Raw genomic sequence first — 23,398 nt, 5'->3', positions numbered from 1 at the left:
GTCGGGACGAGCCAGGGCCGGTCCGGTCAGAGCGCGTCCAGGAACCCGTCCACCTCGGCCAGCGCCCGCTCGCGCACCGGCCCGGCCGACAGGAACAGGTCGTGCATCCCGTTCTCCACCGTCACCACCCGCACCCGCCGCCCGATCTTCGGCGCCCACTTCCGCATGTGCGCCACGTCCAGCACGGTGTCGGCGGTCATCGCCTCGGGCGCCCACCGCTTGGCGCGCAGGTGGCTGCGGCTCGCGCGCAGCACCAGCACCGGCACCCGCACGTCCAACCCCCGGTGCAGCCGGGCGTGGCCGCGGCGGACCGCGCGCAGCCACCCGGCGTGCACCGGGAACGCCTCGATCGGCTTCCACGCGACGTCGAAGTCCCACTCGCCGTGGTGGTCGCGGTGGATGCTGTGGCCGTACACCGGGCCCAGGCCGGGCTTGAGCACCAGCCGGGGCGCGATCCGGCCGACGCCCCGGACCACCGCCGTGCCGACCGTGCGCAACAGCCACGACTCGGCCAGGTCGAGCCACGGGCTGTTGAGCACCAGGGCGTCGAGCACGTCGTCGTCCCGCCGCTCGTGCGCCCACAGGCTGGTGATCAGCCCGCCGGTGGAGTGGCCGATCACGACCAACCGCCGGTGGCCGTCCTCCTCGCGGATCACCCGCACCGCGGCGTCGACCTCCTCGAAGTGCTGCGTGAGGTCGGTGACGAAGTTCGCCGCCTGCCCCGGCCGCAGCGAGCGGCCGTAGGCGCGCAGGTCGAGGGCGTAGAAGTCGAAGCCCCGCGCGGTGAAGTGCTCGGCCACGTGGGTCTGGAAGAAGTAGTCCGCGAACCCGTGCACGTACAGCACCGCGCCCCGGGTCGCGGGCTCCGCGCGCCGGCGCACCAGCACCGCGCCCACGTCGCCGCCCAGCGGCAGCCCGCGTGCCTCGTAGCCGCTGCCGAGCACGTCCGCCTGCTGGGCGGCCCGGCCGCCGGTCTCGTCCACGCCGCCAGTGTGCCCGGCGGTTGTCCCGTTCGGGAACGCCGACCCGCCGCACCGTGGCACCCTGGGCCGATGGGCGAGGAAATCGAGCGGTCCACCGCACGCGTGCGCTTCCCGGGCATCAGCCCGCGGGCTTACGAGCACCCGGTGGACCGGGGGGCGTTGGCGGTCCTGCGGGCGGTGCCGGGCATCGGTCCGGTGCTCCAGGCGGTGGCGGGCGCGTTCACCGAGCGCGGTGAGCGGCTGGGCCACCTGGCGTCGAGCGTCCGGGTGGGGCCGAAGCAGTACCCGGCGCTGGACCGGCTGCGGCTGGAGACCGCGGCGACGCTGGACGTCGACCCGGTGCCGGAGCTGTTCGTGCGGCGCGACCCGGTGCCCCACGCGATGACCATCGGCATCGACAAGCCGTTCATCGTGCTCACCACGGGGCTGGTGGAGCTGCTCGACCAGGACGGCCTGCGCTTCACCATCGGGCACGAGATGGGGCACGTGCTGTCCGGGCACGCCCTGTACCGGACGATCCTCCAGCGCCTGATGCAGGTGCAGTACGGGATGGGCTGGATGCCCGTCGGGTACTGGGCGATCCGCGCGGTGATCGCGGCGCTGGGCGAGTGGTACCGCAAGACCGAGCTGACCTGCGACCGCGCCGGCCTGCTGTGCGTGCAGGACCCGGCCGCCGGCCTGCGGGTGCACGTGGCGATGGCGGGCGGCATGGACCTCAGCGAGGTCGACACGGCCGAGTTCCTCAACCAGGCCCGGGAGTACGAGCAGGTCGAGGACGTGCGCGACTCGGTGCTCAAGCTGATCCGCACCTGGCCGCTGACCCACCCGCTGGCGGTGGTGCGCGCGGCCGAGCTCCAGAGGTGGGCGGCGAGCGAGGAGTACCGGACCATCCTGACCGGCGACTACGCGCGCCGCGAGGACGACCGGCCGACCACGTCGTTCACCGAGGACCTCAGGGCGGCGGCCCGCTCGTACAAGGAGTCGGCGGCCCAGTCCGAGGACCCCCTGATGAAGATCTTCAACGAGCTCGGCGACGTCGTGGTGGGCACGGCGGACAAGGTCCGTAGCAAGTTCGGTGGAAATAAGGCCGAACAGTCCAACTGACTCGCCCGTTCGGGCTAACTTCCTCCTGGGTGTCCTTGACCAGGAGGAGGGGCGATGCGGCTGGCCGCGTTGTTGATGACGTTGATGATGGCACTGGCGGGCGCCGCCACGGCGGAGGAGCTGACGCCGGGTGAGCGCGTGGTGGGCGGCGGGCGGGTGGCCATCGCGGACCACCCGTGGGTGGTCTACCTGGCCGATTCCAACGGTTACCAGTTCTGCGGCGGCACCCTGGTGGCGCCGGACAAGGTGGTCACCGCGGCGCACTGCGCGGTGAACATGACGCCGCGCAACGCGCGGGTCGTGGTGGGTCGCGAGGACAAGGAGAGCAGGCAGGGGCGGGTGGTCCGGCTGAACGAGGTCTGGGTCCACCCGGACTACGTGGCGGCGGACCGGGGCGCGGACGTCGCCGTGCTGACCCTGCGCGAGCGGGTGCCCAACCAGCCGCTGCCGCTGGCCGGCCCGGAGGACGACGAGCTGTACGCGCCGGGCACCGAGGCGCTGGTGCTGGGCTGGGGCCGCACGAGCGAGCAGGGCGCCCCGTCGCGGTACCTGCTGGCGGCGTCCGTGCCGGTGATGTCCGACGAGGACTGCGAGGCCGCCTACTTCCAGTACGACGCGGGCGAGATGACCTGCGCGGGCTTCCCGGAGGGCGGCATCGACACCTGCCAGGGCGACTCCGGCGGTCCCATGGTGGCGGGCGGGAAGCTGATCGGCGTCACGTCGTGGGGTGAGGGGTGCGCGCGCCGGGGCAAGCCCGGCGTCTACGGCCGGATCGCCACCCACTTCGACGCGCTGACCGAGCAGTTGACCGGGCAGCCTGCCGGCGCGGCGTAGTCCCGGCGCCCGTCGGTCCCGGGGTGGGACCGGCGGGCGCGGCGGGGCCCGGCGGGCGCCGGACCCGCGCGTCAGACCACCAGGCCGATCGACATGGCCAGGAACACCGTCGCGCACACCGCGTCCAGCGCCGTGGTCACGCCGGGCCTGCGCAGCGGACCCGCGACCCGCGCCGCGGCGACCACGATGGTCAGCTCCCACAGCGCGGCCAGGCCGAGGAACACCGCGGCGAGCAGGGTGAGCTGGGGCGCGGGATCGCCCGAGCCGATGAACTGCGGCAGGAACGCCAGCGAGAACAGCAGCATCTTCGGGTTGGTGATGTTGGTCAGGAACCCCTGCCGGAACGGCCGGGGCGCGACCGCCGACTCCCCCTCGGACGTGGGCCGCAGCAGGCCGCGCGTGATCGACACGGCCAGGTGGAGCAGGTAGGCGGCGCCGATCCAGCGCAGCGCGGTCAGCGCCGCCGGGTAGCGGGCGATCACCGCGCCGACGCCCGAGATCACCAGCGCGACCTGGAGGAGCGCCGCGGTGTGGATGCCCGCGAGCGCCAGCAGGCCGGCGCGCGTCCCGGCCCGCACCGAGGTGCGCAGCAGCAGGAAGGCGTCCACGCCCGGGGTCAGGACCACCACCGCGCAGGCGATGAGGAACGCGGGCAGTTGGGTGAGATCCAGGTGCATGGAACCTCCCTCATGTTCCGGACAGATACTCGTGATCTGTCTCACTGGCAGTGGAATCTTCGGTACTGAGGGATTCTAACAACAGATTTTCCGGTTCCCATACCCGGATAGGAGAGCCGTGCGCCCTCCGCTACGGTCTGTGCCCGTTCGTCCACGTGACGTAGGGGAGTGGTCCATGCGCATCAGCGCGCCGGTGTTCGCCGTGCTCGTCCTGCTCTTCTCCGGGCTCCCCGCGGCCGCGGTCGTCGGCGGCCGGGAGGCCCCGCCCGCGCCGTGGGTGGTGGCCCTGTTCGACCAGGCGGGCAACTTCTTCTGCGGCGGAGCGCTGATCGCGCCGGACAAGGTCGTCACCGCCGCCCACTGCACGGTCGAGCGCTCCGCCGTTGGCCGGCGCGACCGGCGCGCGGAGGAGCTGACTGCCGTCGCGGGCCGGGCCGACCTGGACAGCCGGGTGGGTCGCGGCAGCCGGGTCGCGGCGATCTGGCGGCACCCAGACTTCACCGCGGTCACCGCGGGCGACGACGTGGCGACCCTGACCCTGGTCGACCCGCTGCCCTACCAGCCGGTCCGGGTCGCCGAGCCCGGCACCGGGCCCGCCGTGGTCCGCGGCTGGGGCCGCACCGGCGAGCTGCGGCCGCCCAGCCGCGTCCTGCGCGAGGTCGACGTGCCGATCCGCGCGGACGCCGAGTGCGCGGACCTGGTGCGGGGCTACCGGCCGGGCGCGATGCTGTGCGCGGGCTACCCCGAGGGCGGCAAGGACGCGTGCGAGGGCGATTCGGGCGGTCCGCTCACCGCGGCCGGCGAACTCGTCGGCGTGGTGTCCTTCGGCCACGGCTGCGCCCGCGCCGACCACCCCGGCGTCTACACCGCCCTGGCCCGGTACCGGGAGTGGCTCTGATGCGGGGTCGGTGCCGGTCGTGGCGCTGATGCTGTGGTACCACGGTGCCGTGCGCTCACCCCAGTACCCGGCGACCCTGCGTCGCCGGTGGTCGGCCGACCTGACGCCGGACCAGCTCTACCGACTGCTCAAGCTGCGCTGCGACGTGTTCGTGGTGGAGCAGAAGGCCGTGTACCAGGACCTGGACGGCCGCGACCTGGAGCCGGGCACCCGGCACCTGTGGCTGGAGGCCGACGGCTCACCGGAGCCGGTGGCCTACCTGAGGCTGCTGGAGGAGCCCGGCGGCGGGTTCCGCATCGGCCGGGTCTGCACGGCCCGCGCCGCCCGCGGCCGCGGCTACAGCCGCCGGCTGGTGGACGCGGCGCTGGCCGAGGTGGGCCGGGCCGACTGCGTGCTGGACGCGCAGACCTACGTGGTCGACTTCTACGCCTCGTTCGGCTTCGAGCCGCAGGGCGCGGAGTTCACGGACGAGGACGGGATACCGCACCGGCGGATGCGCCGGTCTCCGTGATCACCCGCACGGCCCGCTCGACGTCGGCCCCGGTGAGGTCGGCGCGGGCGGTCAGCCGCAGCCGGGAGACGCCGTCCGGCACCGAGGGCGGCCGGAAGCAGCCCACGGACACGCCCCGGGCCCGGCACTCCTCGGCCCAGCCGAACGCCGCCTCGGGCGAGGGCGCCCGCACCGACACCACCGCCGCGGTCGGCGTGCTGACCGACAGCCCCGCCTCGCGCAGCCGGAACGCCAGGTCCTGGGCCACGTCCAGGGCCCGCGCGGGCCGGTCCGGCTCCTCGCGCAGCACCTTCAGCGCGGCCAGCGCCGCCGCCGCGCTGGACGGGGCCAAACCGGTGTCGAAGATGAACGTGCGCGCGGTGTCCACCAGGTGCTTGACCACCCGGCTCGGCCCGAGCACCGCCCCGCCCTGCGCGCCCAGCGACTTCGACAGCGTCAGCGTGGTCACCACGTCCGGCGCCTTGGCCAGGCCCGCCGCGTGCACCGCGCCGCGCCCGCCCTCGCCGAGCACGCCCAGGCCGTGCGCGTCGTCCACGATCAGGGCCGAGTCGTGCTCGCGGCAGGCCGCCAGCAGCTCGGCCAGCGGCGCGAGGTCGCCGTCCACGGAGAACACCGAGTCGGTCACCACCAGCGCCCGCCGCTTGCCGCGGGTGGCCAGCGCGTGGGCGACCTGCGGCACGTCGCAGTGCCCGGCGACCACCACGTCGGCCTTGGACAGCCGCGTGCCGTCGATCAGCGAGGCGTGGATGTGCTGGTCGGCGACGATCGCGGTGCCCGGCCCGGACAGCGCGGCCAGCGCGCCGAGGTTGGCCAGGTAGCCGGAGGAGAACACCAGGGCCGACTGGGCGCCGCAGAAGTTCGCCAGCTCGTACTCCAGCTCGGTGTGCAGCTCGGTGGACCCGGTGACCAGGCGGGACCCGGTGGACCCCGCGCCCCAGCGCAGCGCGGCCGCGGCCGCCGCCCCGGTGACCCGCTTGTCGCGGGCCAGGCCCAGGTAGTCGTTCGAGGCCAGGTCGAGGTCCGCGGAGTCGGCGGGGCGGGGCCGGACGCGGCGCGCGAGGCCGGCCTTCGCGCGGGCCCCGGCGCGCGTGTCGATCCAGTCGAACACCGACTCACCTGTGCGCACACTCACGCCGGCAGTGTCGCACCCGGCGGCTACCGTGCCGGCGTGGACCTCTTCCAGCCCGGACCGGCCGACCTGCGGTCGCTGCGCGAGCGGGCGCCGGTGCACCGGGACGGGCGCACCGGGCTGTGGTTGGTCAGCCGGTACGACGACGTGCGCGCGGTGCTGGCCGACCCGCGCCGGTTCCGCCCGGACAACGCGCTGACCGCGGTGGTCCCGATCCCCGGCCCGGTGCTGCGGGAGCTGGCCCGCGCCGGGTTCTCGCTGCCGCCGACGCTGGCCAACAACGGGACCCCGACCCACGCCGCCCTGCGCCGGCTGGTCGCCCGCTTCCTCACGCCCGCGCGGGTGGCGTCGGCGGGGCCGCGGATCGCGGAGCTGACCGCGGCGCGGCTGGCCGGGCTGACCGGGGTGGTGGACCTGCACCCGGCGCTGGCCCGCGACCTGCCGGCGGTGGTGCTGCTGGAGGTGCTGGGCATCCGCGACGTGGACGTGGCCGCGCTGAAGGCGTGGAGCACCGCGTCGCTGGAGCTGTTCTGGGGCGACGTCTCGCCGGCGCGGCAGCGGGAGCTGGCCGGGCCGGCCGCCGCGTTCCACCGGTGGCTGACCGGGCGCATCGAGGCCGCCGACCCGCGCGGCGACGACCTGTTCGGCGCGCTGCGGGCCCGGGGCGTGCCGCTGCGGGAGGCGGCCGGGCTGTGCTACTTCCTGCTGATCGCGGGCCAGGAGACGACGACGCAGCTGCTGTGCGCGGCGTTCCACGCGGTGCTGCGGCACGGCGACCTGTGGTCGCGGCTGCCCGAACCCGGCCTGGCGGCCGCGTGCGTCGAGGAGGTGCTGCGCCGGGAACCGCCGGTCACCACCTGGCGGCGGGTCGCGGCCGAGCGGGTCGTGCTGTCCGGCGTCGAGGTCCCGGCGGGCGCGCCGCTGCTGCTGATGCTCGCGGGCGCGGGCTCGGACCCCGGCGCGTTCGAGGACCCCGAGCGGTTCTGCCCCGGTCGCCCGAACGCCCGCGCGCACCTGGCGTTCGGCCACGGCAGGCACTTCTGCCTCGGCGCGGGCCTGGCCCGGCTGGAGGCGGAGGTGGTGCTGCGGGAGACCGCGCTGCGGTTCCCGCGCCTGCGGCTCGCCTCGGCGGACCCGCCGCCGGTGCTGGGGCTGCTGTCGTTCCGGGCGCCGCTGACCGTCGAGGTGGACCTGGGGGACCGGGACGGGCCCGCCGGCGAGGCGGCCACCCGGCGGCTCGTGGCCCCGGGCGGGGTCGGCCGGCGGTAGCGCATCGACAGCGCATCGACGACCCGGAACGCCTCCACCGGCCTGGTCCGCGGCGGTGCCGGGGGCGCGCGGCCGGCCCCGGTGTGATCGCGCTCGCGTCCCCGGGGCTTGGAGCCGCCGGCCGCAGGTGCGACGATGCCGGGGCTGTAGGGGTGCGCGAGGAAGCCGGTGCGAATCCGGCGCGGTCCCGCCACTGTGACCGGTTCACCCCGGGAGCCAGGAACTCGCCCCCCGACGTCATCGCTACCGGACCCGGGCGTGGACACCCGAGGAAGGACACCGCCGCATGGGCGCGCGTTTCCCCTTTTCCGCCGTCGTCGGACAGGACGACCTCCGCACGGCGCTGCTGCTCAACGCCGTGCACCCCGGTATCGGCGGGGTGCTCGTCCGAGGTGAGAAGGGCACCGCGAAGTCGACCGCGGTCCGCGCGCTGGCCGCGCTGCTGCCCGGCCTGGACGTGGTGCCGGGCTGCCGGTTCGGCTGCGACCCGGCGGTGGCGACCGACTGCCCGGACGGACCGCACGCGGCGGGTTCCGAGCGGCGGCCCGCGCGGCTGGTCGAACTGCCGGTCGGCGCCACCGAGGACCGGCTGATCGGCTCGCTGGACCTGGAGCGCGCCCTCACCGAGGGCGTGCGCGCCTACCAGCCGGGCCTGCTGGCCGCCGCCCACCGGGGCGTGCTGTACGTGGACGAGGTCAACCTGCTGCACGACCACCTCGTGGACCTGCTGCTCGACGCCGCCGCCATGGGCCGCGCGCACGTGGAGCGCGAGGGCGTGTCCGTGTCGCACGCCGCGTCGTTCCTGCTGGTGGGCACCATGAACCCGGAGGAGGGCGAGCTGCGCCCGCAGCTGCTGGACAGGTTCGGCCTGACGGTCACCGTCCGCGCCGCCCGGGACGTGCCCACGCGCACCGAGGTGGTCCGGCGGCGGCTGGCCTACGAGGCGGACCAGGACGGGTTCGCCGCGCGCTGGGCCGAGCAGGACGCCGCGCTGGCCGCGCGGATCGTCGGGGCCCGCGCCCGGCTGGCGGCGGTCGTGCTGCCGGACGCCGAGCTGCGCCGCATCTCCGCGATCTGCGCCGCGTTCGAGGTGGACGGGATGCGCGCGGACCTCGTGGTCGCCCGCACCGCGACCGCGCACGCCGCCTGGCGCGGCGCCGACGAGGTGGCGGAGGAGGACGTGGAGGCGGCCGTGCGGCTCGCCCTGCCGCACCGCAAGCGCCGCGACCCGTTCGACGAGCCGGGGCTGGAGGAGGAGCAGCTGGACGACGCCCTCCGGCAGGGCGAGGAGGCCGCCCGGGAGCCGGACGGGCCCGACGGCGGCCCCCAGGACGGCCCTGACGGCGATCCCGACGACGAGGGACCCGACGACGACGGTGGCGGTCCCGGCGGCGGTCCGGGGGACGACGTGCCCGACGGCGACGTGCCCGACGGTGATGGTGCGGAGCTGCCGGGCCGCCCGCCCGAGCAGCCCGCCGGGAACGGCGGCGGCCCCTCCGCCGAGCGCACGCACACCCCCGCCCCCGCCTTCCGCGCCCGCCTGCTCCAGGTGCCCGGCGTCGGCGACGGCGCGCCCGGCAAGCGCTCCCGGGCCCGCGCCCGCACCGGCCGCGTGGTCCGTCCCTCCACAGTGGACGGATCGGGCCTGCACCTGCTCGGCACGCTCGCCGCGGCGGCGCCCCACCAGGCCGCCCGGGGTCGCGGCGGTCCCGGCCTGGAGCTGCGCGGATCGGACCTGCGCCGGTCGGTGCGCGAGGGCCGGGAGGGCAACCTCGTGCTGTTCGTGGTCGACACCTCCGGGTCGATGGCCGCGCGGCAGCGGATGTCCGCGGTCAGCGGCGCGGTGGTCTCCCTGCTGCGCGACGCCTACCAGCGGCGCGACAAGGTCGGCGTGGTGACGTTCCGGGGCCGGGAGGCCACCGTCGCCCTGCCGCCCACCCACTCGGTGGACGCCGCGGCGGCCCGGCTGCGCGCCCTGCGCACCGGCGGCCGCACCCCGCTGGCCGACGGCCTGCTGCGCGCCCGGCGCGTGCTGGGGACCGAGCGCGTGCGCGACCCGCGCCGCCGCGCGCTGCTGGTGCTGCTGACCGACGGGCGCGCGACCGCCTCCGGCACGGGCGGCGACCCGCTGCGCGACGCCCTGCGCGCCGCGGGCCTGCTGGCCGCCGACCGGGTGGCCGCGGTGGTCGTGGACTGCGAGCACGGCCCGATCAGGCTCGGCCTGGCCGGGCGGGTGGCGGGCGCGCTGGACGCCGCGTGCCTGCGCCTCGAAGAGCTGTCCGCCGACCAGGTCGCCGGCGTGGTCCGCGCCGCCCGAGCCGCGTAGGAGCCGAAGATGCCCCAAGGCCAACCGTCCGCCGTGCCCGTCGACGGGCTCACCACCCGGCAGCGCCGCAACCGTCCCCTGGTCGTCCTGCACACCGGGGAGATGAAGGGCAAGTCCACCGCCGCCTTCGGCCTCGCCCTGCGCGGGTGGAACCAGGGCTGGTCCATCGGTGTCTTCCAGTTCGTCAAGTCCGCCAAGTGGAAGGTCGGCGAGGAGTCGGCCTTCCGCGCCCTGGGCCGCCTGCACGAGCAGACCGGCGAGGGCGGCCCCGTCGAGTGGCACAAGATGGGCGAGGGCTGGTCCTGGTCCCGCAAGCAGGGCACCGAGGACGACCACGCCGCCGCCGCGCGGGAGGGCTGGCAGGAGATCGCCCGCCGGATCCGGGACGGGCGGCACGGGCTGTACGTGCTCGACGAGTTCACCTACCCGATGCACTGGGGCTGGGTGGACGTGGCCGAGGTGGTCGAGACCCTGCGCGACCGGCCCGGCCACCAGCACGTCGTCATCACCGGCAGGCACGCGCCCGCCGCCCTGGTCGAGGCCGCCGACCTGGTGGTGGAGATGACCAAGGTCAAGCACCCGATGGACGCGGGTCAGAAGGGCCAGAAGGGGATCGAGTGGTGAACCGGCTGGTGGTCGCCGCCCCCGCCTCCGGCAGCGGCAAGACCACCGTGGCCACCGGCCTGATGGCGGCGCTGCGCCGGGCGGGCGACCGGGTGGCCCCGTTCAAGGTCGGCCCCGACTACATCGACCCCGGCTACCACGCGGTGGCCACCGGCCGGCCGGGCCGCAACCTCGACCCGGTCATGGTCGGCGAGCACCGGGTGCCCGCCCTGTTCGCGCACGGCGCGCGCGGCTGCGACCTGGCCGTGGTCGAGGGCGTGATGGGCCTGTTCGACGGGCGGGTGGACACCGAGGGCCTGGGGTCCACCGCGCACGTCGCGAAGCTGCTGTCCGCGCCCGTGCTGTTCGTGGTCGACGCCCGGGGCCAGAGCCGCAGCCTGGCCGCCCTGCTGCACGGCTTCCGCGGCTACGACCCGACCGTGCGGCTGGGCGGCGTGGTGCTCAACCAGGTCGGCTCCCCGCGCCACGAGCAGGTGCTGCGCGGCGCCTGCGCCGAGGTCGGCCTGGAGGTGCTGGGCGCGCTGCCGCGCGACGACCGGTTCCGGCTGCCCTCCCGCCACCTCGGCCTGGTCACCGCCGCCGAGCACGGCCCGGCGGCGGTCGAGGCGGTGGAGGCCATCGCGGACTCCGTGGCCCGGCACGTCGACCTGGACGGGGTGCGCCGGCTCGCCGCCGAGGCCCCCGCGGTGACCGCGACCGCCTGGGACCCGAGGGAGGAGGCGGGCCCGGCTCACGCCCACGGCGCGCCGGTGATCGCGGTCGCGGGCGGCGCGGCGTTCACCTTCGGCTACGCCGAGCACGTCGAGCTGCTGGCGGCGGCGGGCGCGGAGGTGGTCGTGCTCGACCCGCTGCGCGACGAGGCCCTGCCCGCGGGCACGACGGGCCTGGTGCTGCCCGGCGGGTTCCCCGAGCAGCACGCGGCCGAGCTGAGCGCCAACGAGCGGCTGCGCGAGGACGTCACCCGGCTGGCCCGCGCCGGCGCGCCCGTGCACGCCGAGTGCGGCGGCCTGCTGTACCTGGCCAAGTCCCTCGACGGCGCGCCGATGTGCGGCGTGCTCGACGCGGACGGCGCGATGACGCCCCGGCTCACCCTGGGCTACCGCGACGCGGTCGCGCCGCACGACTCGGTGCTCGCCCGGCCGGGCGCCCGGATCACCGGCCACGAGTTCCACCGCACCGCGCTGAGCGTCCCGCACGGCGCGAAACCCGCCTGGCGGTGGCGCGGGCACGACCTGCGCCCGGTGGCCGAGGGGTTCGTGCTCGGCGGCGTGCACGCGTCGTACCTGCACACCCACCCGGCGTCCGCGCCGGGGGCCGTGGCGCGCTTCGTGCGGGCCTGCGCGGCCGGGGCGGCACCCGTTGAGGCCACTCGATAGTGGAACCCCCGAACGCGGTACGGTCCATGCCCACCAGCCGAACGCGTCATGGGGAGCAGTGGTGATGACTGGTCGGGTCTCCTTCGTGGGCGCCGGTCCCGGCGCCGCCGATCTGATCACCGTGCGCGGCGCCAGGCGGATAGCCGAGGCGGACGTGGTGCTCTGGGCGCCCGCCGTGGTCGAGGCCGAGTGCGTGCGCGAGCACGCCCGCCCCGACGCGGAGCTGGTCGACTTCTCCCGGGTGCCCGAGCCCGAGGTGGTGGAGCTGTACCGGCGGGCCGCGGCGGGCCGGCTCAGGGTGGTGCGCCTGCACGCGGGCGACCCGGCGCTGTGGGGCGGGCTCAACGAGCAGCGGGACGTCTGCCGGCGGCTCGGCCTCGACACCGAGGTGGTGCCCGGCGTGTCCCAGGTCTCCGCGGCGGCCGCGTCGGTCGGCCGCGAGCTGACCGCGTCGGACGTGGCGCAGTCGCTGGTGCTGGTCGGCCCCGAGACCGCCGAGCACGTCGAGGCGTTCGCCGCGCACGGCACCACGATGGCGATCTCCGCGTCCGGCGCGCGGGCCGGCCAGGTGGTCGAGCGGCTACGCGCCGGCGGCTACCCCGACGACACGCCCGTCGTGGTCGCCTACAAGGTCTCCCTGCCGGACGAGACGGTCGTGCGGACCACCGTCGGCGGGCTGGAGGCGTGCGTCAAGGAGCACAAGCTCTACCGCACCACGCTGTTCCTGGTCGGCAAGGTGCTCGCGCCGCCCGCGCCCCGCGGCCGGTCCGCCGCGGTGGTGGTCGAGGGCGACGAGCCGGTGCGCCGGTCGCGGCCGTCGCGGTGGGCGCTGCGCGCCGGCCGGTCGGCGGGCGAGCGTTCGGCAGAGCGGTCGGGTGAGCGGACGGCCGAGCGGCCGACGGGCGACTCGCCGTCGGCGGCCGCGTGGTCGGCGGTGCACGACTGGCAGGAGACCGCGCGCAGCAAGCGCGCCGCGGCCAGGGTGAGGGACGAGCCGGTGCTGGAGCTGGTGATCGGCACGGGTGAGCCGGAGGACCGGGAGGACCGGGAGGACCCGGCCGGCCCCGCCGACACCCGGGACCCCGCCGAGGACCCCGCCGTCCCGGCCGAGGACGTGGACACCGCCGCCGGCGAGCCCAGGCCGAAGCCGGTGGTCGCCGCCGCCGCGAAGCCCAAGCCGACCACGGTCCGCGCCAGCACGACGCCGCGCACGCCGCGGACCAAGAAGAGCAAGCGCGCGCACTGACGTGGACGTCGTCGCGCTGCACCGGTTCGTGACCGGGGCGGGTCGGTCCTGGGCGGACGTGACCGCCGTCGACGCCGCCGCCGTCGGCGAGCGGCACGCGCTGAACGTGTGCCGGGCGCGCCCCGCCGTCGTGGTCTCCGGCGCCGACCCCGCCGCGCTCGGGCGCGGCCTGGCCGGGTGGCGGCGCACCCTGGTGGTCGACTCGGCCGCCGGCGCGTCCACCGTGGACCCGGCGGACGCCGTGGTGCGCCGCTGGGAATCGCCGGGCGCGGTGCTCTGCCTGGCGGAGCAGGACTTCGCGCCCGCGCCCGGTGGCTGGGCGCTGCCCGACGACGAGTTCGCGCACCGCGCCGGCATGGTCGCCGCGGTCGAGGTGCGGGCCCTGGCGCTGGCCCGGCTCGCCCCGCGCCCCGGCGTGCTGGTCTGGGACGTCGGCGCGGGCCCCGGCGCGGTCGGCGTGGAGTGCGCCCGGCTGGGCGCGGCGGTCGTGGCGGTGGAGCGGGACCCGGTGCAGTGCGTGCGGATCATCGCCAACGCCTCCGCGCACGGCGTGGACGTGCGGGTGGTCGAGGCGGAGCTGGGCGAGGCGGGCGAGCTGCCGACCCCGGACGCGGTGTTCGTCGGCGGCGGTGGCCCGGAGGTGGTGCGCCGGGTCGCCCGGTCGGGCGCCCGGCGGGTCGTGGTGGCCACCCCGCGCCTGGACCGCGTGGTGCCCGCCCGGGACGCGCTGGCCGGGGCCGGCTACGAGGTCGAGGGCAGCCAGCTGTCCGCCGCCAGGCTGGCCGGCGGCTCGCTGCTGGCCGCCAACCCGGTGACCGTGCTGTGGGGGAGGAAAGAACCGTGATCGGGATCTTCGCCGCGGGTGCGGCCGGCCGGCGCGCCGCGGTCGAGCTGGCCGGGTTCCTCGGCCCCGACGCGGTGGTGCCGGACGGCCCGGTCGGGCCCGCGCTGCGCCGCCTGTGGCCGCTGCTGGGCTCGGCGGTGTTCTTCCTCGGCACTGGCGCCGCCGTGCGGCTGGTCGCGCCGCTGGTGCGCGACGAGCGGTCCGACCCCGGCGTGGTGTGCGTGGACGGCGGGTTCGCCGTGGCGCTGCTGGGCGGCGCGGACGCGCTGGCCGAGCGGGTCGCGGACGTGCTGGGCCTCCAGGCGGTGGTGACCTCCGCGACCGCGGACTCCCCGCTGGACGAGCTGGTGGAGCTGCTCGACGCCACCGTGGAGGGCGACGTCGCCGGGTGCGGCGAGGCGATCCGGCGCGGCGAGCCGGTGCTGCTGGCCAACCCGCTGGGCTTCCCGCTGCCCGCGATGCCGGAGAACGTCGCAGGGACCGGCGACCACGGCCACGACCGGGCGTGGACCGTGCTGGTGGACGACCGGGTGCCCAAGGGCCCGCCGAAGGAGCGCGTGGTGCGGGTGGTGCCGCGCACCCTCGTCGTCGGTGTCGGGTCGAGCACCGGGGTGCCCGCGTCGGCCGTGTCGGCGGCGCTGGCGCGGCTCCAGGAGGAGGGCGGCCTGGACCTGCGGGCGATCCGGGCGTTCGCCACGCTCGACCGCAAGGTGGCCGAGCAGGGCATCGCGGACGCCCTGGAGGACTGGGGCTTCTGGCACGACTCGACCACCGCGCCGCTGCTGACCTACCCCGGCGCGGAGCTGGCGGTGATCCCGGTGCCCAACCCGGCGGAGCTGGCCATCGGCATCCCGAGCGTGGCCGAGGCGGCGGCGCTGCGCGGCGCGGCGGAGCTGTCCGGCGGCGGGCGGGTGGAGATCGCCGCGGAGAAGGCCAAGGGCGCCGGGGTGACGGTGGCCGCGGCGCGCGTGCTGCCGCGCGGCCGGCTGGCGCTGGTGGGCCTGGGTCCCGGCGACGCGGACGAGCGCACGCCCCGGGCCGAGGCCGAGCTGCGGCGGGCGTCGGTGGTGGTCGGCAGCGAGGAGTGCGTGGCGCGGGTGCGGCACCTGCTGCGGCCCGGCACGCGGGTCCGCGCGGACGGCGCGGTGCGGCTGGCCGAGGCCGGTGCGGCGGTGGCGTTCGTCGACGTGGGCGCCGGTCCGGTCGTTACCGGTCCGGTTCGGGCGGATGTCGTGCGTGTGACGGGTGTCACCGGTCAACTGTGAAGTCTCCGGTCCCCTTCGAAAGTTGGTTGTCCGCTTCGCCGTCTTGGTCCTAGCTGTGAGGGGTGCGCCGCACCAGGCGCACCCCTGCTCGGAAGGATCGACATGGCGAAAACCCTGCATCGCCTGATCACGTCGTTGGTCGCGGCCGTGGCCGCGGTGGGCCTGATGACCACGGCCCCCGCCGTGGCGTCCACGTCCGACGGCGTCTCCCCGTACGTCGTCGGTGGGTCCCGCGTGTCCACCAGCACCTACCCGTGGGTGGTCTACCTGGCCACCAGCAGCGGCGGCCAGTTCTGCGGCGGCACCCTGGTGGGGGCCACCAAGGTCGTCACCGCGGCGCACTGCGTCAGCGGCCGCTCGGCGTCCAGCACCCGCGTGGTGCACCGCCGGGACGACAAGCAGAGCACGGCGGGCACCGTGGCCACGGTGTCGCGGATCTGGGTGCACCCCAGCTACCGCACCGCCAGCTCCGGCTACGACGTGGCGGTGCTGACCCTCGGCACCAGCCTGCCCGCGCCGTACCTGCCGCTGGCCACCCCGTCGGACACCGCCCTGTACGCGGCGGGCACGAACGCGACCATCCTCGGCTGGGGCACCACGTCCTCGGGCGGCTCGGCCTCGCGGTACCTGCTCGGCGCGACCGTGCCGGTGACGTCCGACGCGACGTGCCGCACGGCGTACTCGAACTACAGCCCCACCGCCATGGTGTGCGCCGGTTACCCGCAGGGCGGCGTGGACACCTGCCAGGGCGACTCGGGCGGCCCGCTGGTGGCCGGTGGCAAGCTCATCGGCGCGACCTCGTTCGGTCGCGGCTGCGCGCTGGCCGGCTACCCCGGCGTGTACGCGCGGATCGGCGCCTACTACTCGGCGATCGCCGCGCAGCTGTAGGCACCACCGCCGCGCAGCTGTAGGCGGCACCACCACGACGTGCCCACGACCGGGTTGCCTCCCGGTCGTGGGCACGTCGTTCGTGTTCGATGCGGAGGTGCGTCCCCCGCTGCTGGTGCTCCCCCTGCTGCTCCTGCTCCCCCCGCCGCTCCTGGCCGCCACCGCGGCGTCCGCGTCGCCGGGAACGGGCTCGCGCCCGGCCGGCCTGCACTCGTGCGGCACCTCGGTGCGGGGCGACTCCGGCACCGGCTGGTGCTCCGGCTCGGGCGCCTTCCGCCTGGTGGTGGCCTGCGACGACGGGGAGTTCGCGCGCAGCGCCTGGCTCGACGTCCACGGCGACCGGGGCACGGTCGGCGTCTCGTGCGTGGCCGGTTCCCCGGCGGTCGGCGCGGAGATCGAGCACGGCGAACCGTGATGTGACGCACGCCCGTTGGACACCACCTGCCTGGCGTGGATCCTTCTACCCATGCACGGTGAACAGCACTACCTCGTGGGCCTGGACCTGACCGGACGCCGGGTCGTCGTCGTGGGCGGCGGCACGGTCGCCCAGCGCCGCCTGCCCAGGCTGGTCGCGGCGGGGGCCGCGGTCGAGGTCGTCTCGCCCGCGGTCACCCCGGCGGTCCAGGGCATGGTGGACGGCGGCGAGGTGGCCTGGCAGCCCCGCGAGTACGCCGACGGCGACCTGGACGGCGCGTGGTACGTGCTGGCCTGCACCTCGGACCCCGTGGTCAACGCCCGCGTCACGGCCGACGCCGAGGCGCGCCGGGTGTTCTGCGTGCGCGCGGACGTGGCGGTGAAGGGCACCGCGGTGACGCCCGCCGCCGGCGAGCACGACGGGCTGCTGCTGGGCGTGCTGGCGGGCGGTCAGCACCGCCGGTCCGCGAGCGTGCGCGACGGGCTGCTGGCCGCGCTGCGCGACGGTTCCCTGGCCGACCACCACGACCAGCCCGCGGGCGTGGCCCTGGTCGGCGGCGGGCCCGGTGACCCGGACCTGATCACGGTGCGCGGCCGGCGGCTGCTGGCGCGGGCGGACGTGGTGGTGGCGGACCGGTTGGGGCCCCGCGAGCTGCTGGACGAGCTGCCGCCGCACGTGGAGGTCGTGGACGCGGCCAAGATCCCCTACGGCCGGGCCGCGACGCAGGACTTCATCAACTCGACGCTGGTGGACAACGCCAAGGCGGGCAGGTTCGTGGTGCGCCTCAAGGGCGGCGACCCGTACGTGTTCGGGCGCGGGTTCGAGGAGCTGATCGCGTGCGCCGAGGCGGGCGTGCCGGTCACCGTCGTACCGGGCGTGACCAGCGCGTTCGGCGTGCCGGCGCTGGCCGACGTGCCGGTCACGCACCGGGGCGTGGCGCACGAGGTGGTGGTGGTGTCCGGCCACGTCGCCCCGGACGACCCGAGGTCGCTGGTGGACTGGGACGCCCTGGGCCGCCTGAGCGGCACCGTGGTGATCCTGATGGGCGTGGAGCGGGCGGGCGCGTTCGCGGCGGCGCTGCGGGCGCGGCGGCCCGGCGACACCCCGGTGTCGGTGATCCAGGAGGGCAGCACCCGGTCGCAGCGCGTCCTGTCGTCCACATTGGACTCGCTGGGCGAGGACGTGGTGGCGCACGGCGTCCGCCCGCCCGCGATCATCGTCGTGGGACCGGTCGCCGGGCTGGCGCGCGAGCTGCCGTTCCGCTCCTGAGCGACACCCCGCCCCGGCGGCCCGCCTAGTCTGCACGGCGTGGCGGTGTGGGTGAGGCTGGCCGGGGTGGGGCTGGCCAGGGTGAGGTTCGCGTACTCACCGGTGTTCGAGACGGTCATGGCGGTGGACGGCCTGCGCACGCCCGGCGCGCACGCCGTGCACCTGCCGTGGGTGCGGTGGGCCCGGGAGCGGGCGGCGGGCATCCCCGGCCTGGACGTGCTGCTGGCGCGCCTGGAGGGGCCGGTGAAGCCGGCGGAGCTGATGCCCGTGCCGGACGTCCGGGTGCCCGACCTGGAGACCGAGCTGCGCGCGGTGCCGCCGGCGGAGGCCGAGGTCATCCGCCGCTGCCACGCGGTGCTGGTGGCGCCGCACTGGGAGCGCATCACCGCCGTGCTCGAGGCCGACATCGCCACCCGCGCGGCGACCCTGGCCGACCGGGGCGTGGAGGCGGTGTTCCACGACCTCCACCCGGAGATCACCTGGTCCGGCGGCGAGCTGGTGCTGCACCGCAAGCCCGAGCACCGGGTGGACCTCGCCGAGCACGGCCTGGTGCTGAGCCCCAGCGCGTTCTGCTGGCCGAAGGCGTGGGTCGAGGTCGACCCGGTCGGCCAGGGCGTGCTGCGCTACCCGGCGCGCGGGATCGGCGCGCTGTGGGAGGACCGGTCGGCGCCGCAGGACCTGGCGGCGCTGATCGGGCGCACCAGGGCCCGGCTGCTGGCGCTGCTGGAGGCCCCGCGCGGCACGGCGGACCTGGCGGCGGCGCTGGACGTGACGGCGGGGGCGGTGTCGCAGCACATCGCGGTGCTGCGCGCGGCGCGGCTGGTGACGACCAGGCGGGAGGGCCGGCACGTGTTCCACGTGCGCACCACCCGCGCCGACGCGCTGCTGGGGTGAGCGGCTAGGCGGGCGCCCCGCCCTCGGCCAGCTCACCGCCCTCCAGCCGCAGCCACCGCCGCACGCCGATCCCGGCCAGGAACCGGTCGTCGTGGCTGACGACCACGAAGGCGCCCCGGTAGGCGTTCAGCGCGCTCGTCAGCTGCTCCACGCTGACCAGGTCCAGGTTGTTCGTCGGCTCGTCCAGCAGCAGCAGCTGCGGCGCGGGTTCGGCGCACAGCACGCACAGCAGCGTCGCCCGCAACCGCTCCCCGCCCGACAGCACGCCGACCGGGAGGTGCGCCCGGTCGCCCCGGAACAGGAACCTCGCCAGCAGGTGCATCACCTCCGAGTCCGCCAGGCCCGGCGCGAACGACCGCAGGTTCTCGGCCGTGCCGCGGTCGAGGTCGAGCAGGTCCAGGCGCTGCGACAGGTGGGCCACCCGGCCCCCGGGCCGGCTCATCACCCCGCTGTCGGGGTCCTGGAGCCCGGCCACCAGCCGCAGCAGGGTGCTCTTGCCCGTGCCGTTGGCCCCGGTCAGCGCGATCCGCTCCGGACCGCGGACGACCAGGTCGACCCCGGCGCCCGCGAACAGCTCCCGCCCGCCGACCGCGACCCGCAGCCGCTGGCCGTGGAACACCGTGCGGCCGGCGGGGACCTCGGTGCCGGGCAGGGACAGCGCGATCACCGGGTCCTCGCGCGCGGCGCGGTCGGCCTCGTCGAGCCGGGTCCGGGCGGCGTCCACGCGCTGGGCGTGCTGGTCCTCGGCCCGCCCTGCGGACGCCTGCGCCCACCGCTTCAGGTTGCCCTGCGCGATGCGCGGGATGTCGGCGCCGGCCCGCGCCCCGGTGCTCGCGCGGCGGGCGGCCCGTTCCCGGGCCTGCTGCATCTCGCGCTTCTCCCGCTTCAGCTCCTGCTCGGCGTTGCGCAGGTTCTTCTCCGCGACCTCGCGCGACGCCTGCTTCGCGGCCTCGTAGGAGGAGAAGTCGCCGCCGTGCAGGCGCAGCTGCCCCGGGCTCAGCTCGGCGACGCGGTCCACCCGGTCGAGCAGCGACCGGTCGTGGCTGACCAGCAGCAGGCAGCCGCGCCAGTCGCCCACCACGGTCTCCAGCCGCCGGCGGGCGTCCCGGTCGAGGTTGTTGGTGGGCTCGTCGAGCAGCAGCACGTCCGGCCGCCGGAGCAGCTGGGCGGCGAGGCCCAGGGAGACGACCTGGCCGCCGCTGAGCGTGCCCAGGCGCCGGTCCAGCGCGACGTCGCCGAGGCCGAGCCGGTCGAGTTCGGCGCGGGCGCGCTCCTCGACGTCCCAGTCGCTGCCGACGGCGGCGAAGTGCTCCTCGCTCGCGTCGCCGGACTCGATCGCGGCCAGCGCGCGGACGACCGGGGCGATGCCCAGCACCTCGGCCGCGGTCAGGTCGGCGGTCAGCGGGAGCGACTGCGGCAGGTAGCCCAGCACGCCGTCGACGACGACCGCGCCCGCGGTGGGCGCGAGTTCGCCCGCGACGAGCTTGAGCAGCGTGCTCTTGCCCGCGCCGTTGGGCGCGACCAGCCCGGTGCGGCCGGGGCCGGCGGTGAAGGTCAGGTCCTGGAAGACGGGCGTGCCGTCGGGCCAGGAGAAGGACAGGGAGGTGGCGGTGATGGAGTTCTTGGACACGTGTGGGAGCCCTCGTGCGCGGTACGGGCGGCCGCCCGTCGGGTGGAAGGGTGGACGACGGGAGCACGACCGGTAGCGGTGTCACCGCACTGCGCGGGCACCGCCGGTCGTGGTTCCGGGTATCACCCGGAGACGTCGTCTTCCGCCACCAACAAGGGCACGAACTCCCTGGAGAACCTCGTTCGGGCTGCCGAGCCTAGCAGCGCCGGCACGGCGAAAGGCCGGTCCTCACCTGGGTGAGAACCGGCCGTTTCACTCGTTCGTGTGGATCTTCAGTGCTGGACCCTTAATGCTGGACCCTCAGTGCTGGGCCACCCGGCGCGGGCGACCGCCCGTGCGGTCCCGGTCACGGCCCTGGTCGGAGCGACCGCCGCGGAAGCCGCCGGCGCGGCGCGGTCCGCCGACACCGCCACCGCTGCCACCGCGACGACCCCGGACGGGGATGATCTCGGGCTCCGCCACCGGAACACCGCTGGGCACCTGGGCGCCCGTGATCCGGATCAGGTCCTCGTCACCCGGGCGCACCTTGGTCGAGGCGGGCCGGACGCCGGCGCGGGCGGTCAGGCCCTGGACGGCGCGCCGCTGGTCGTGCGTCACCATGGTCACCACGGTGCCCGACTGGCCGGCGCGGGCGGTGCGGCCCGCCCGGTGCAGGTAGTCCTTCGGGTCGGCGGGCGGGTCCACGTGCACGACCAGGCTCACGTCGTCCACGTGGATGCCGCGCGCGGCGACGTCCGTGGCGATGAGCACCGGCGTGCTGCCGTCGCGGAACTGGGCCAGCACCCGCGTGCGCGCGCTCTGGGCCTTGCCGCCGTGCAGCGCGCCCGCCCGCACGCCGACCGACCGCAGCTTCTTGGCCAGGCGGTCCACGTGGTGCTTGGTGCGCACGAACATGATCGTCCGGCCCTCGCGGGCGGCGACCTCGGTCACCACGGACTGCTTGTCGTCGGCGGAGACGAACAGCAGGTGGTGCTCCATCGTGGTGACGCTGCCGGTCGGCGGCGCGACCGAGTGGACCACCGGGTCGTGCAGGTACTGGCGGACCAGCTTGTCCACGTCGCCGTCGAGCGTCGCGGAGAACAGCATCCGCTGGCCGTCCTGCGGGGTCAGGTCGAGGATGGCGCGCACCTGGGGCATGAAGCCCATGTCGGCCATCTGGTCGGCCTCGTCCAGAGCGGTGAACATGACCTCGGACAGGTCGGCCGTGCCCTGCCGCACGTGGTCGGAGAGCCGACCGGGCGTGGCGATCAGGAGGTCGACACCGCGGCGCAGCGCGTCGACCTGGCGGGGGAACGACGTGCCGCCGACGACCGTGCGGCACCACAGGCCCAGGGACCGCGCGAACGGCGCCAGGGCCTCCTCGACCTGCATGGCCAGCTCGCGCGTCGGCACGAGCACCAGCGCGCGCGGCTTGAGCGGCTTGGCCCGGCCACCGGCCAGGCGGGACAGCAGCGCCAGGCCGAACGCGAGCGTCTTGCCCGAGCCGGTCTGGCCGCGACCCAGGAGGTCACGGCCGGCCATCGCGTCCGGCAGCGTGGCGGCCTGGATGGGGAACGGGTCGGTGATGCCCGCCTGGACCAGGGCGCGCAGCAGCTCGTCGGCCAGGCCCAGTTCGGCGAACGAGGGCAACGGGCCCTCGGGGAGGGTGCTCTCGACGTGTTCTGGAACGGTGGTCGCCAGCTCCACGACGGAAGCCGGACGACGATTGCCCTGGCCAGGGCGCCTGCTGCGGGAACCACCGCGGTACTGCGGGCGCTCGGAACGGCCTTGGGACGTATGCGGCAAAACAAACCTCCGGGACACGGCACGTCTCGGCGGATTGCTCTGCACGGGTTGAGCAGGCGCGATCGCGGGACGGGCCCGGCGCGCGGTCCGCGCCGATAGTGGTTGGGAGCACCACCGGCCACTCTGGCGGCCTGGGGCGCTTCGTGGCGCCACCGGGCGGTGCACTACCCAGTGTAGCTGATCACGGCGGGCTCCGGGGCACGACGTCCGTCCGGCGTGCTCACGGGGGTTCGGGGTCACCCGGTCGGGACGGCGGTGCCCCCCCACCGGGCGCACGCGCCCGACGGGGTGCGCCGGGACGTGGCGCGCGGCCGGAACCCGCCGCGCGCCACGCGGTTCAGCGCAGGCCGGCGAGGTCCAGCAGCTCCCGGGTGACCTCGACCGGCTCGGCCAGCTCGGGCGGCAGCCCGCGCCCGGTGAACCAGCCGGTGACGTTGCGCACGTCGCGCTCCAGGAACTCCGGGCCGTGCGGGTTGGCCGCCAGGTCCACCACCTGCGGCAGGTCGATCACGACCAGCCGCCCGTCGTGGACCATCAGGTTGAACGCGGACAGGTCGCCGTGCGCCAGGCCCGCCGAGGCCAGCACGCCCAGCGCGTCCACCAGCTGCCGCCACAGGTCCAGCAGCTCGTCCGGCTCCGGTCGCAGCTGCGCGAGCCGGGGCGCGGCCTCGCCGTCGGAACCGACGAACTCCAGCAGCAGCTCGGTGCCGTCCCGCTGCACCGGGTAGGGCACCGGCGCGCCCAGCTGCCACAGCCGGGTCAGCGCGGCGAACTCGGCCACCGCCCACCGCTCGGCGATGAGGTTGCGGCCGAACGCGCTGCGGTTGGCCATCGCGCGCATCTCGCGGGAGCGCCGCATCCGGCGGCCCTCCAGGTAGCCCGCGTCGCGGTGGAACATCCGGTGGTCGTTGCTGCGGTACCGCTTGGCGGCCAGCAGGCACGACCGGTCGGCGCCGGGCGTGGCGCGCTCCAGCAGGAAGACGTCCGCCTCCTTGCCGGTCTTGAGCACGCCCAGCTCGCGGTCCACCGCGGCCAGGTCGGTGACCAGCCACGACGGGTGCGGCTTGGGGCCCTGCTCGGCATCGCCCCAGGTGGACCACCGGTCGCCGTCCGGCGGGACGTCCGCGACCTGCGCGTCCGCCCGCATCTGGACGAGGCGGTCCTTGGCCTCCTCGGTGAGCCGGCCGCGGCGCTCCGGCGCGACCCCGTCGTCCCGGCGGGACCGTCGACGGGTCTTCCCGGTCCGCCAGCGCACGTCGTCGGCGTGGTCGAACCCGGTTTCGAACTCGGTGTACTGATCGTGCTCGCGCACTGGTGATCGCTCCAGGTGAAGGGGGTGATCGCCCCACCCGGCGCGCGGCGTTGCCGGTTCGCGTCAGGCGGGCGGGGCGAGCGGACGGGTCGGTGCCACGTCCCGGACGGCAATGGCCA

21 protein-coding genes and 1 riboswitch are annotated in these 23,398 nt (G+C 76.1%); of the genes, 15 read left to right on the top strand and 6 right to left on the bottom strand.

The features are described from left to right. Positions 1-26: 26 nt before the first annotated feature. Positions 27-983: an alpha/beta hydrolase gene (locus tag Q5530_RS19735; RefSeq protein WP_415364115.1), complete on the bottom strand. Its 957-nt coding sequence runs from the start codon at positions 981-983 to the stop codon at positions 27-29. Positions 984-1,052: 69 nt separating this feature from the next. On the opposite strand from Q5530_RS19735, the gene Q5530_RS19730 reads away from it, so the two are divergent. Further along, positions 1,053-2,087 (top strand): M48 family metallopeptidase, encoded by a 1,035-nt coding sequence (locus Q5530_RS19730; RefSeq protein WP_415364113.1) that lies wholly within the window; start codon positions 1,053-1,055, stop codon positions 2,085-2,087. Between the two features lie 54 nt (positions 2,088-2,141). Beyond that, a complete protein-coding gene (locus Q5530_RS19725; protein ID WP_415364111.1) occupies positions 2,142-2,921 on the top strand; it encodes a S1 family peptidase in 780 nt (259 codons plus the stop codon). Positions 2,922-2,992: 71 nt separating this feature from the next. On the opposite strand, the gene Q5530_RS19720 is transcribed toward Q5530_RS19725, so the two are convergent. Next, entirely contained in the window at positions 2,993-3,598 is a 606-nt protein-coding gene (locus tag Q5530_RS19720) for a LysE family translocator (protein ID WP_415364110.1), read from the bottom strand. A 175-nt stretch (positions 3,599-3,773) separates the two neighbouring features. Here Q5530_RS19720 and Q5530_RS19715 point away from each other — a divergent pair, with 175 nt between their 5' ends. Continuing rightward, complete coding sequence (locus tag Q5530_RS19715; RefSeq protein WP_415364109.1) at positions 3,774-4,496, top strand: serine protease; 723 nt, start codon at positions 3,774-3,776, stop codon at positions 4,494-4,496. A 49-nt stretch (positions 4,497-4,545) separates the two neighbouring features. Next, positions 4,546-5,007 carry a GNAT family N-acetyltransferase gene (locus Q5530_RS19710; RefSeq protein ID WP_380639603.1) on the top strand — a complete coding sequence of 154 codons (462 nt, stop codon included), beginning with the start codon at positions 4,546-4,548 and terminating at the stop codon, positions 5,005-5,007. On the opposite strand, the gene Q5530_RS19705 is transcribed toward Q5530_RS19710, so the two are convergent. Then, positions 4,958-6,139 carry an 8-amino-7-oxononanoate synthase gene (locus Q5530_RS19705; RefSeq protein WP_415364107.1) on the bottom strand — a complete coding sequence of 394 codons (1,182 nt, stop codon included), beginning with the start codon at positions 6,137-6,139 and terminating at the stop codon, positions 4,958-4,960. The genes Q5530_RS19710 and Q5530_RS19705 overlap by 50 nt on opposite strands. 36 nt (positions 6,140-6,175) lie before the next feature. On the opposite strand from Q5530_RS19705, the gene Q5530_RS19700 reads away from it, so the two are divergent. From Q5530_RS19700 to Q5530_RS19650, 11 genes are all read left to right on the top strand, one after another. Beyond that, positions 6,176-7,405 (top strand): cytochrome P450, encoded by a 1,230-nt coding sequence (locus Q5530_RS19700; RefSeq protein WP_415364106.1) that lies wholly within the window; start codon positions 6,176-6,178, stop codon positions 7,403-7,405. Between the two features lie 133 nt (positions 7,406-7,538). Further along, a riboswitch (cobalamin riboswitch) is annotated at positions 7,539-7,652 on the top strand. A 39-nt stretch (positions 7,653-7,691) separates the two neighbouring features. After that, positions 7,692-9,731: a VWA domain-containing protein gene (locus tag Q5530_RS19695; protein WP_415364105.1), complete on the top strand. Its 2,040-nt coding sequence runs from the start codon at positions 7,692-7,694 to the stop codon at positions 9,729-9,731. A gap of 9 nt (positions 9,732-9,740) precedes the next feature. Next, positions 9,741-10,355, top strand: coding sequence for a cob(I)yrinic acid a,c-diamide adenosyltransferase (gene cobO, locus Q5530_RS19690; protein ID WP_415364104.1), 615 nt, complete (start codon positions 9,741-9,743; stop codon positions 10,353-10,355). Next, on the top strand, positions 10,349-11,731 hold the full coding sequence (locus Q5530_RS19685) for a cobyrinate a,c-diamide synthase (RefSeq protein WP_415364103.1): 1,383 nt from the start codon (positions 10,349-10,351) through the stop codon (positions 11,729-11,731). The genes cobO and Q5530_RS19685 overlap by 7 nt, the downstream gene beginning before the upstream one ends. 64 nt (positions 11,732-11,795) lie before the next feature. Next, on the top strand, positions 11,796-12,977 hold the full coding sequence (locus Q5530_RS19680) for an SAM-dependent methyltransferase (protein WP_415364102.1): 1,182 nt from the start codon (positions 11,796-11,798) through the stop codon (positions 12,975-12,977). Position 12,978: 1 nt separating this feature from the next. Continuing rightward, the gene (locus tag Q5530_RS19675) at positions 12,979-13,821 is read left to right on the top strand and encodes a bifunctional cobalt-precorrin-7 (C(5))-methyltransferase/cobalt-precorrin-6B (C(15))-methyltransferase (RefSeq protein WP_415364101.1); all 843 of its coding nucleotides are present in this window, start codon (positions 12,979-12,981) and stop codon (positions 13,819-13,821) included. After that, positions 13,818-15,086 (top strand): cobalamin biosynthesis protein, encoded by a 1,269-nt coding sequence (locus Q5530_RS19670; RefSeq protein WP_415364100.1) that lies wholly within the window; start codon positions 13,818-13,820, stop codon positions 15,084-15,086. Before Q5530_RS19675 ends, Q5530_RS19670 begins: the two co-directional genes overlap by 4 nt. A 102-nt stretch (positions 15,087-15,188) precedes the next feature. After that, positions 15,189-15,974 (top strand): S1 family peptidase, encoded by a 786-nt coding sequence (locus Q5530_RS19665; RefSeq protein ID WP_415364099.1) that lies wholly within the window; start codon positions 15,189-15,191, stop codon positions 15,972-15,974. A gap of 67 nt (positions 15,975-16,041) precedes the next feature. Next, positions 16,042-16,389, top strand: a complete 348-nt coding sequence (locus Q5530_RS19660) for a hypothetical protein (RefSeq protein WP_415364097.1) — start codon at positions 16,042-16,044, stop codon at positions 16,387-16,389. 51 nt (positions 16,390-16,440) lie between these two features. Next, entirely contained in the window at positions 16,441-17,658 is a 1,218-nt protein-coding gene (cobA, locus tag Q5530_RS19655) for a uroporphyrinogen-III C-methyltransferase (RefSeq protein WP_415364096.1), read from the top strand. A 39-nt stretch (positions 17,659-17,697) separates the two neighbouring features. Next, positions 17,698-18,552: a DUF5937 family protein gene (locus Q5530_RS19650; RefSeq protein WP_415364095.1), complete on the top strand. Its 855-nt coding sequence runs from the start codon at positions 17,698-17,700 to the stop codon at positions 18,550-18,552. Positions 18,553-18,556: 4 nt separating this feature from the next. Here Q5530_RS19650 and Q5530_RS19645 read toward each other — a convergent pair whose 3' ends face one another. The 3 genes from Q5530_RS19645 to Q5530_RS19635 all read right to left on the bottom strand — a co-directional run bounded on the left by Q5530_RS19645 (position 18,557) and on the right by Q5530_RS19635 (position 23,279). Further along, complete coding sequence (locus Q5530_RS19645; RefSeq protein ID WP_415364094.1) at positions 18,557-20,182, bottom strand: ABC-F family ATP-binding cassette domain-containing protein; 1,626 nt, start codon at positions 20,180-20,182, stop codon at positions 18,557-18,559. 300 nt (positions 20,183-20,482) lie between these two features. Next, positions 20,483-21,967, bottom strand: a complete 1,485-nt coding sequence (locus Q5530_RS19640; RefSeq protein WP_415364093.1) for a DEAD/DEAH box helicase — start codon at positions 21,965-21,967, stop codon at positions 20,483-20,485. A 337-nt stretch (positions 21,968-22,304) separates the two neighbouring features. Then, complete coding sequence (locus Q5530_RS19635; RefSeq protein WP_415364091.1) at positions 22,305-23,279, bottom strand: serine protein kinase RIO; 975 nt, start codon at positions 23,277-23,279, stop codon at positions 22,305-22,307. Between the last annotated feature and the right edge of the window lie 119 nt (positions 23,280-23,398).

Source organism: Saccharothrix sp. BKS2 (genome assembly GCF_047689505.1).
Classification (GTDB): Bacteria; Actinomycetota; Actinomycetes; order Mycobacteriales; family Pseudonocardiaceae; genus Actinosynnema; species Actinosynnema lopnurensis.
This window is presented reverse-complemented; position numbering and strand designations above follow the sequence as displayed.

Bases quoted from the DNA above. Each gene is read 5' to 3' on its own strand.
- Q5530_RS19680 (WP_415364102.1), top strand. From the start codon at position 11,796: ATGACTGGTCGGGTCTCCTTCGTGGGCGCCGGTCCCGGCGCCGCCGAT.
- Q5530_RS19665 (WP_415364099.1), top strand. From the start codon at position 15,189: ATGGCGAAAACCCTGCATCGCCTGATCACGTCGTTGGTCGCGGCCGTG.
- Q5530_RS19695 (WP_415364105.1), top strand. From the start codon at position 7,692: ATGGGCGCGCGTTTCCCCTTTTCCGCCGTCGTCGGACAGGACGACCTC.
- Q5530_RS19715 (WP_415364109.1), top strand. From the start codon at position 3,774: ATGCGCATCAGCGCGCCGGTGTTCGCCGTGCTCGTCCTGCTCTTCTCC.
- Q5530_RS19725 (WP_415364111.1), top strand. From the start codon at position 2,142: ATGCGGCTGGCCGCGTTGTTGATGACGTTGATGATGGCACTGGCGGGC.
- cobO (WP_415364104.1), top strand. From the start codon at position 9,741: ATGCCCCAAGGCCAACCGTCCGCCGTGCCCGTCGACGGGCTCACCACC.
- Q5530_RS19730 (WP_415364113.1), top strand. From the start codon at position 1,053: ATGGGCGAGGAAATCGAGCGGTCCACCGCACGCGTGCGCTTCCCGGGC.
- cobA (WP_415364096.1), top strand. From the start codon at position 16,441: ATGCACGGTGAACAGCACTACCTCGTGGGCCTGGACCTGACCGGACGC.
- Q5530_RS19720 (WP_415364110.1), bottom strand. From the start codon at position 3,598: ATGCACCTGGATCTCACCCAACTGCCCGCGTTCCTCATCGCCTGCGCG.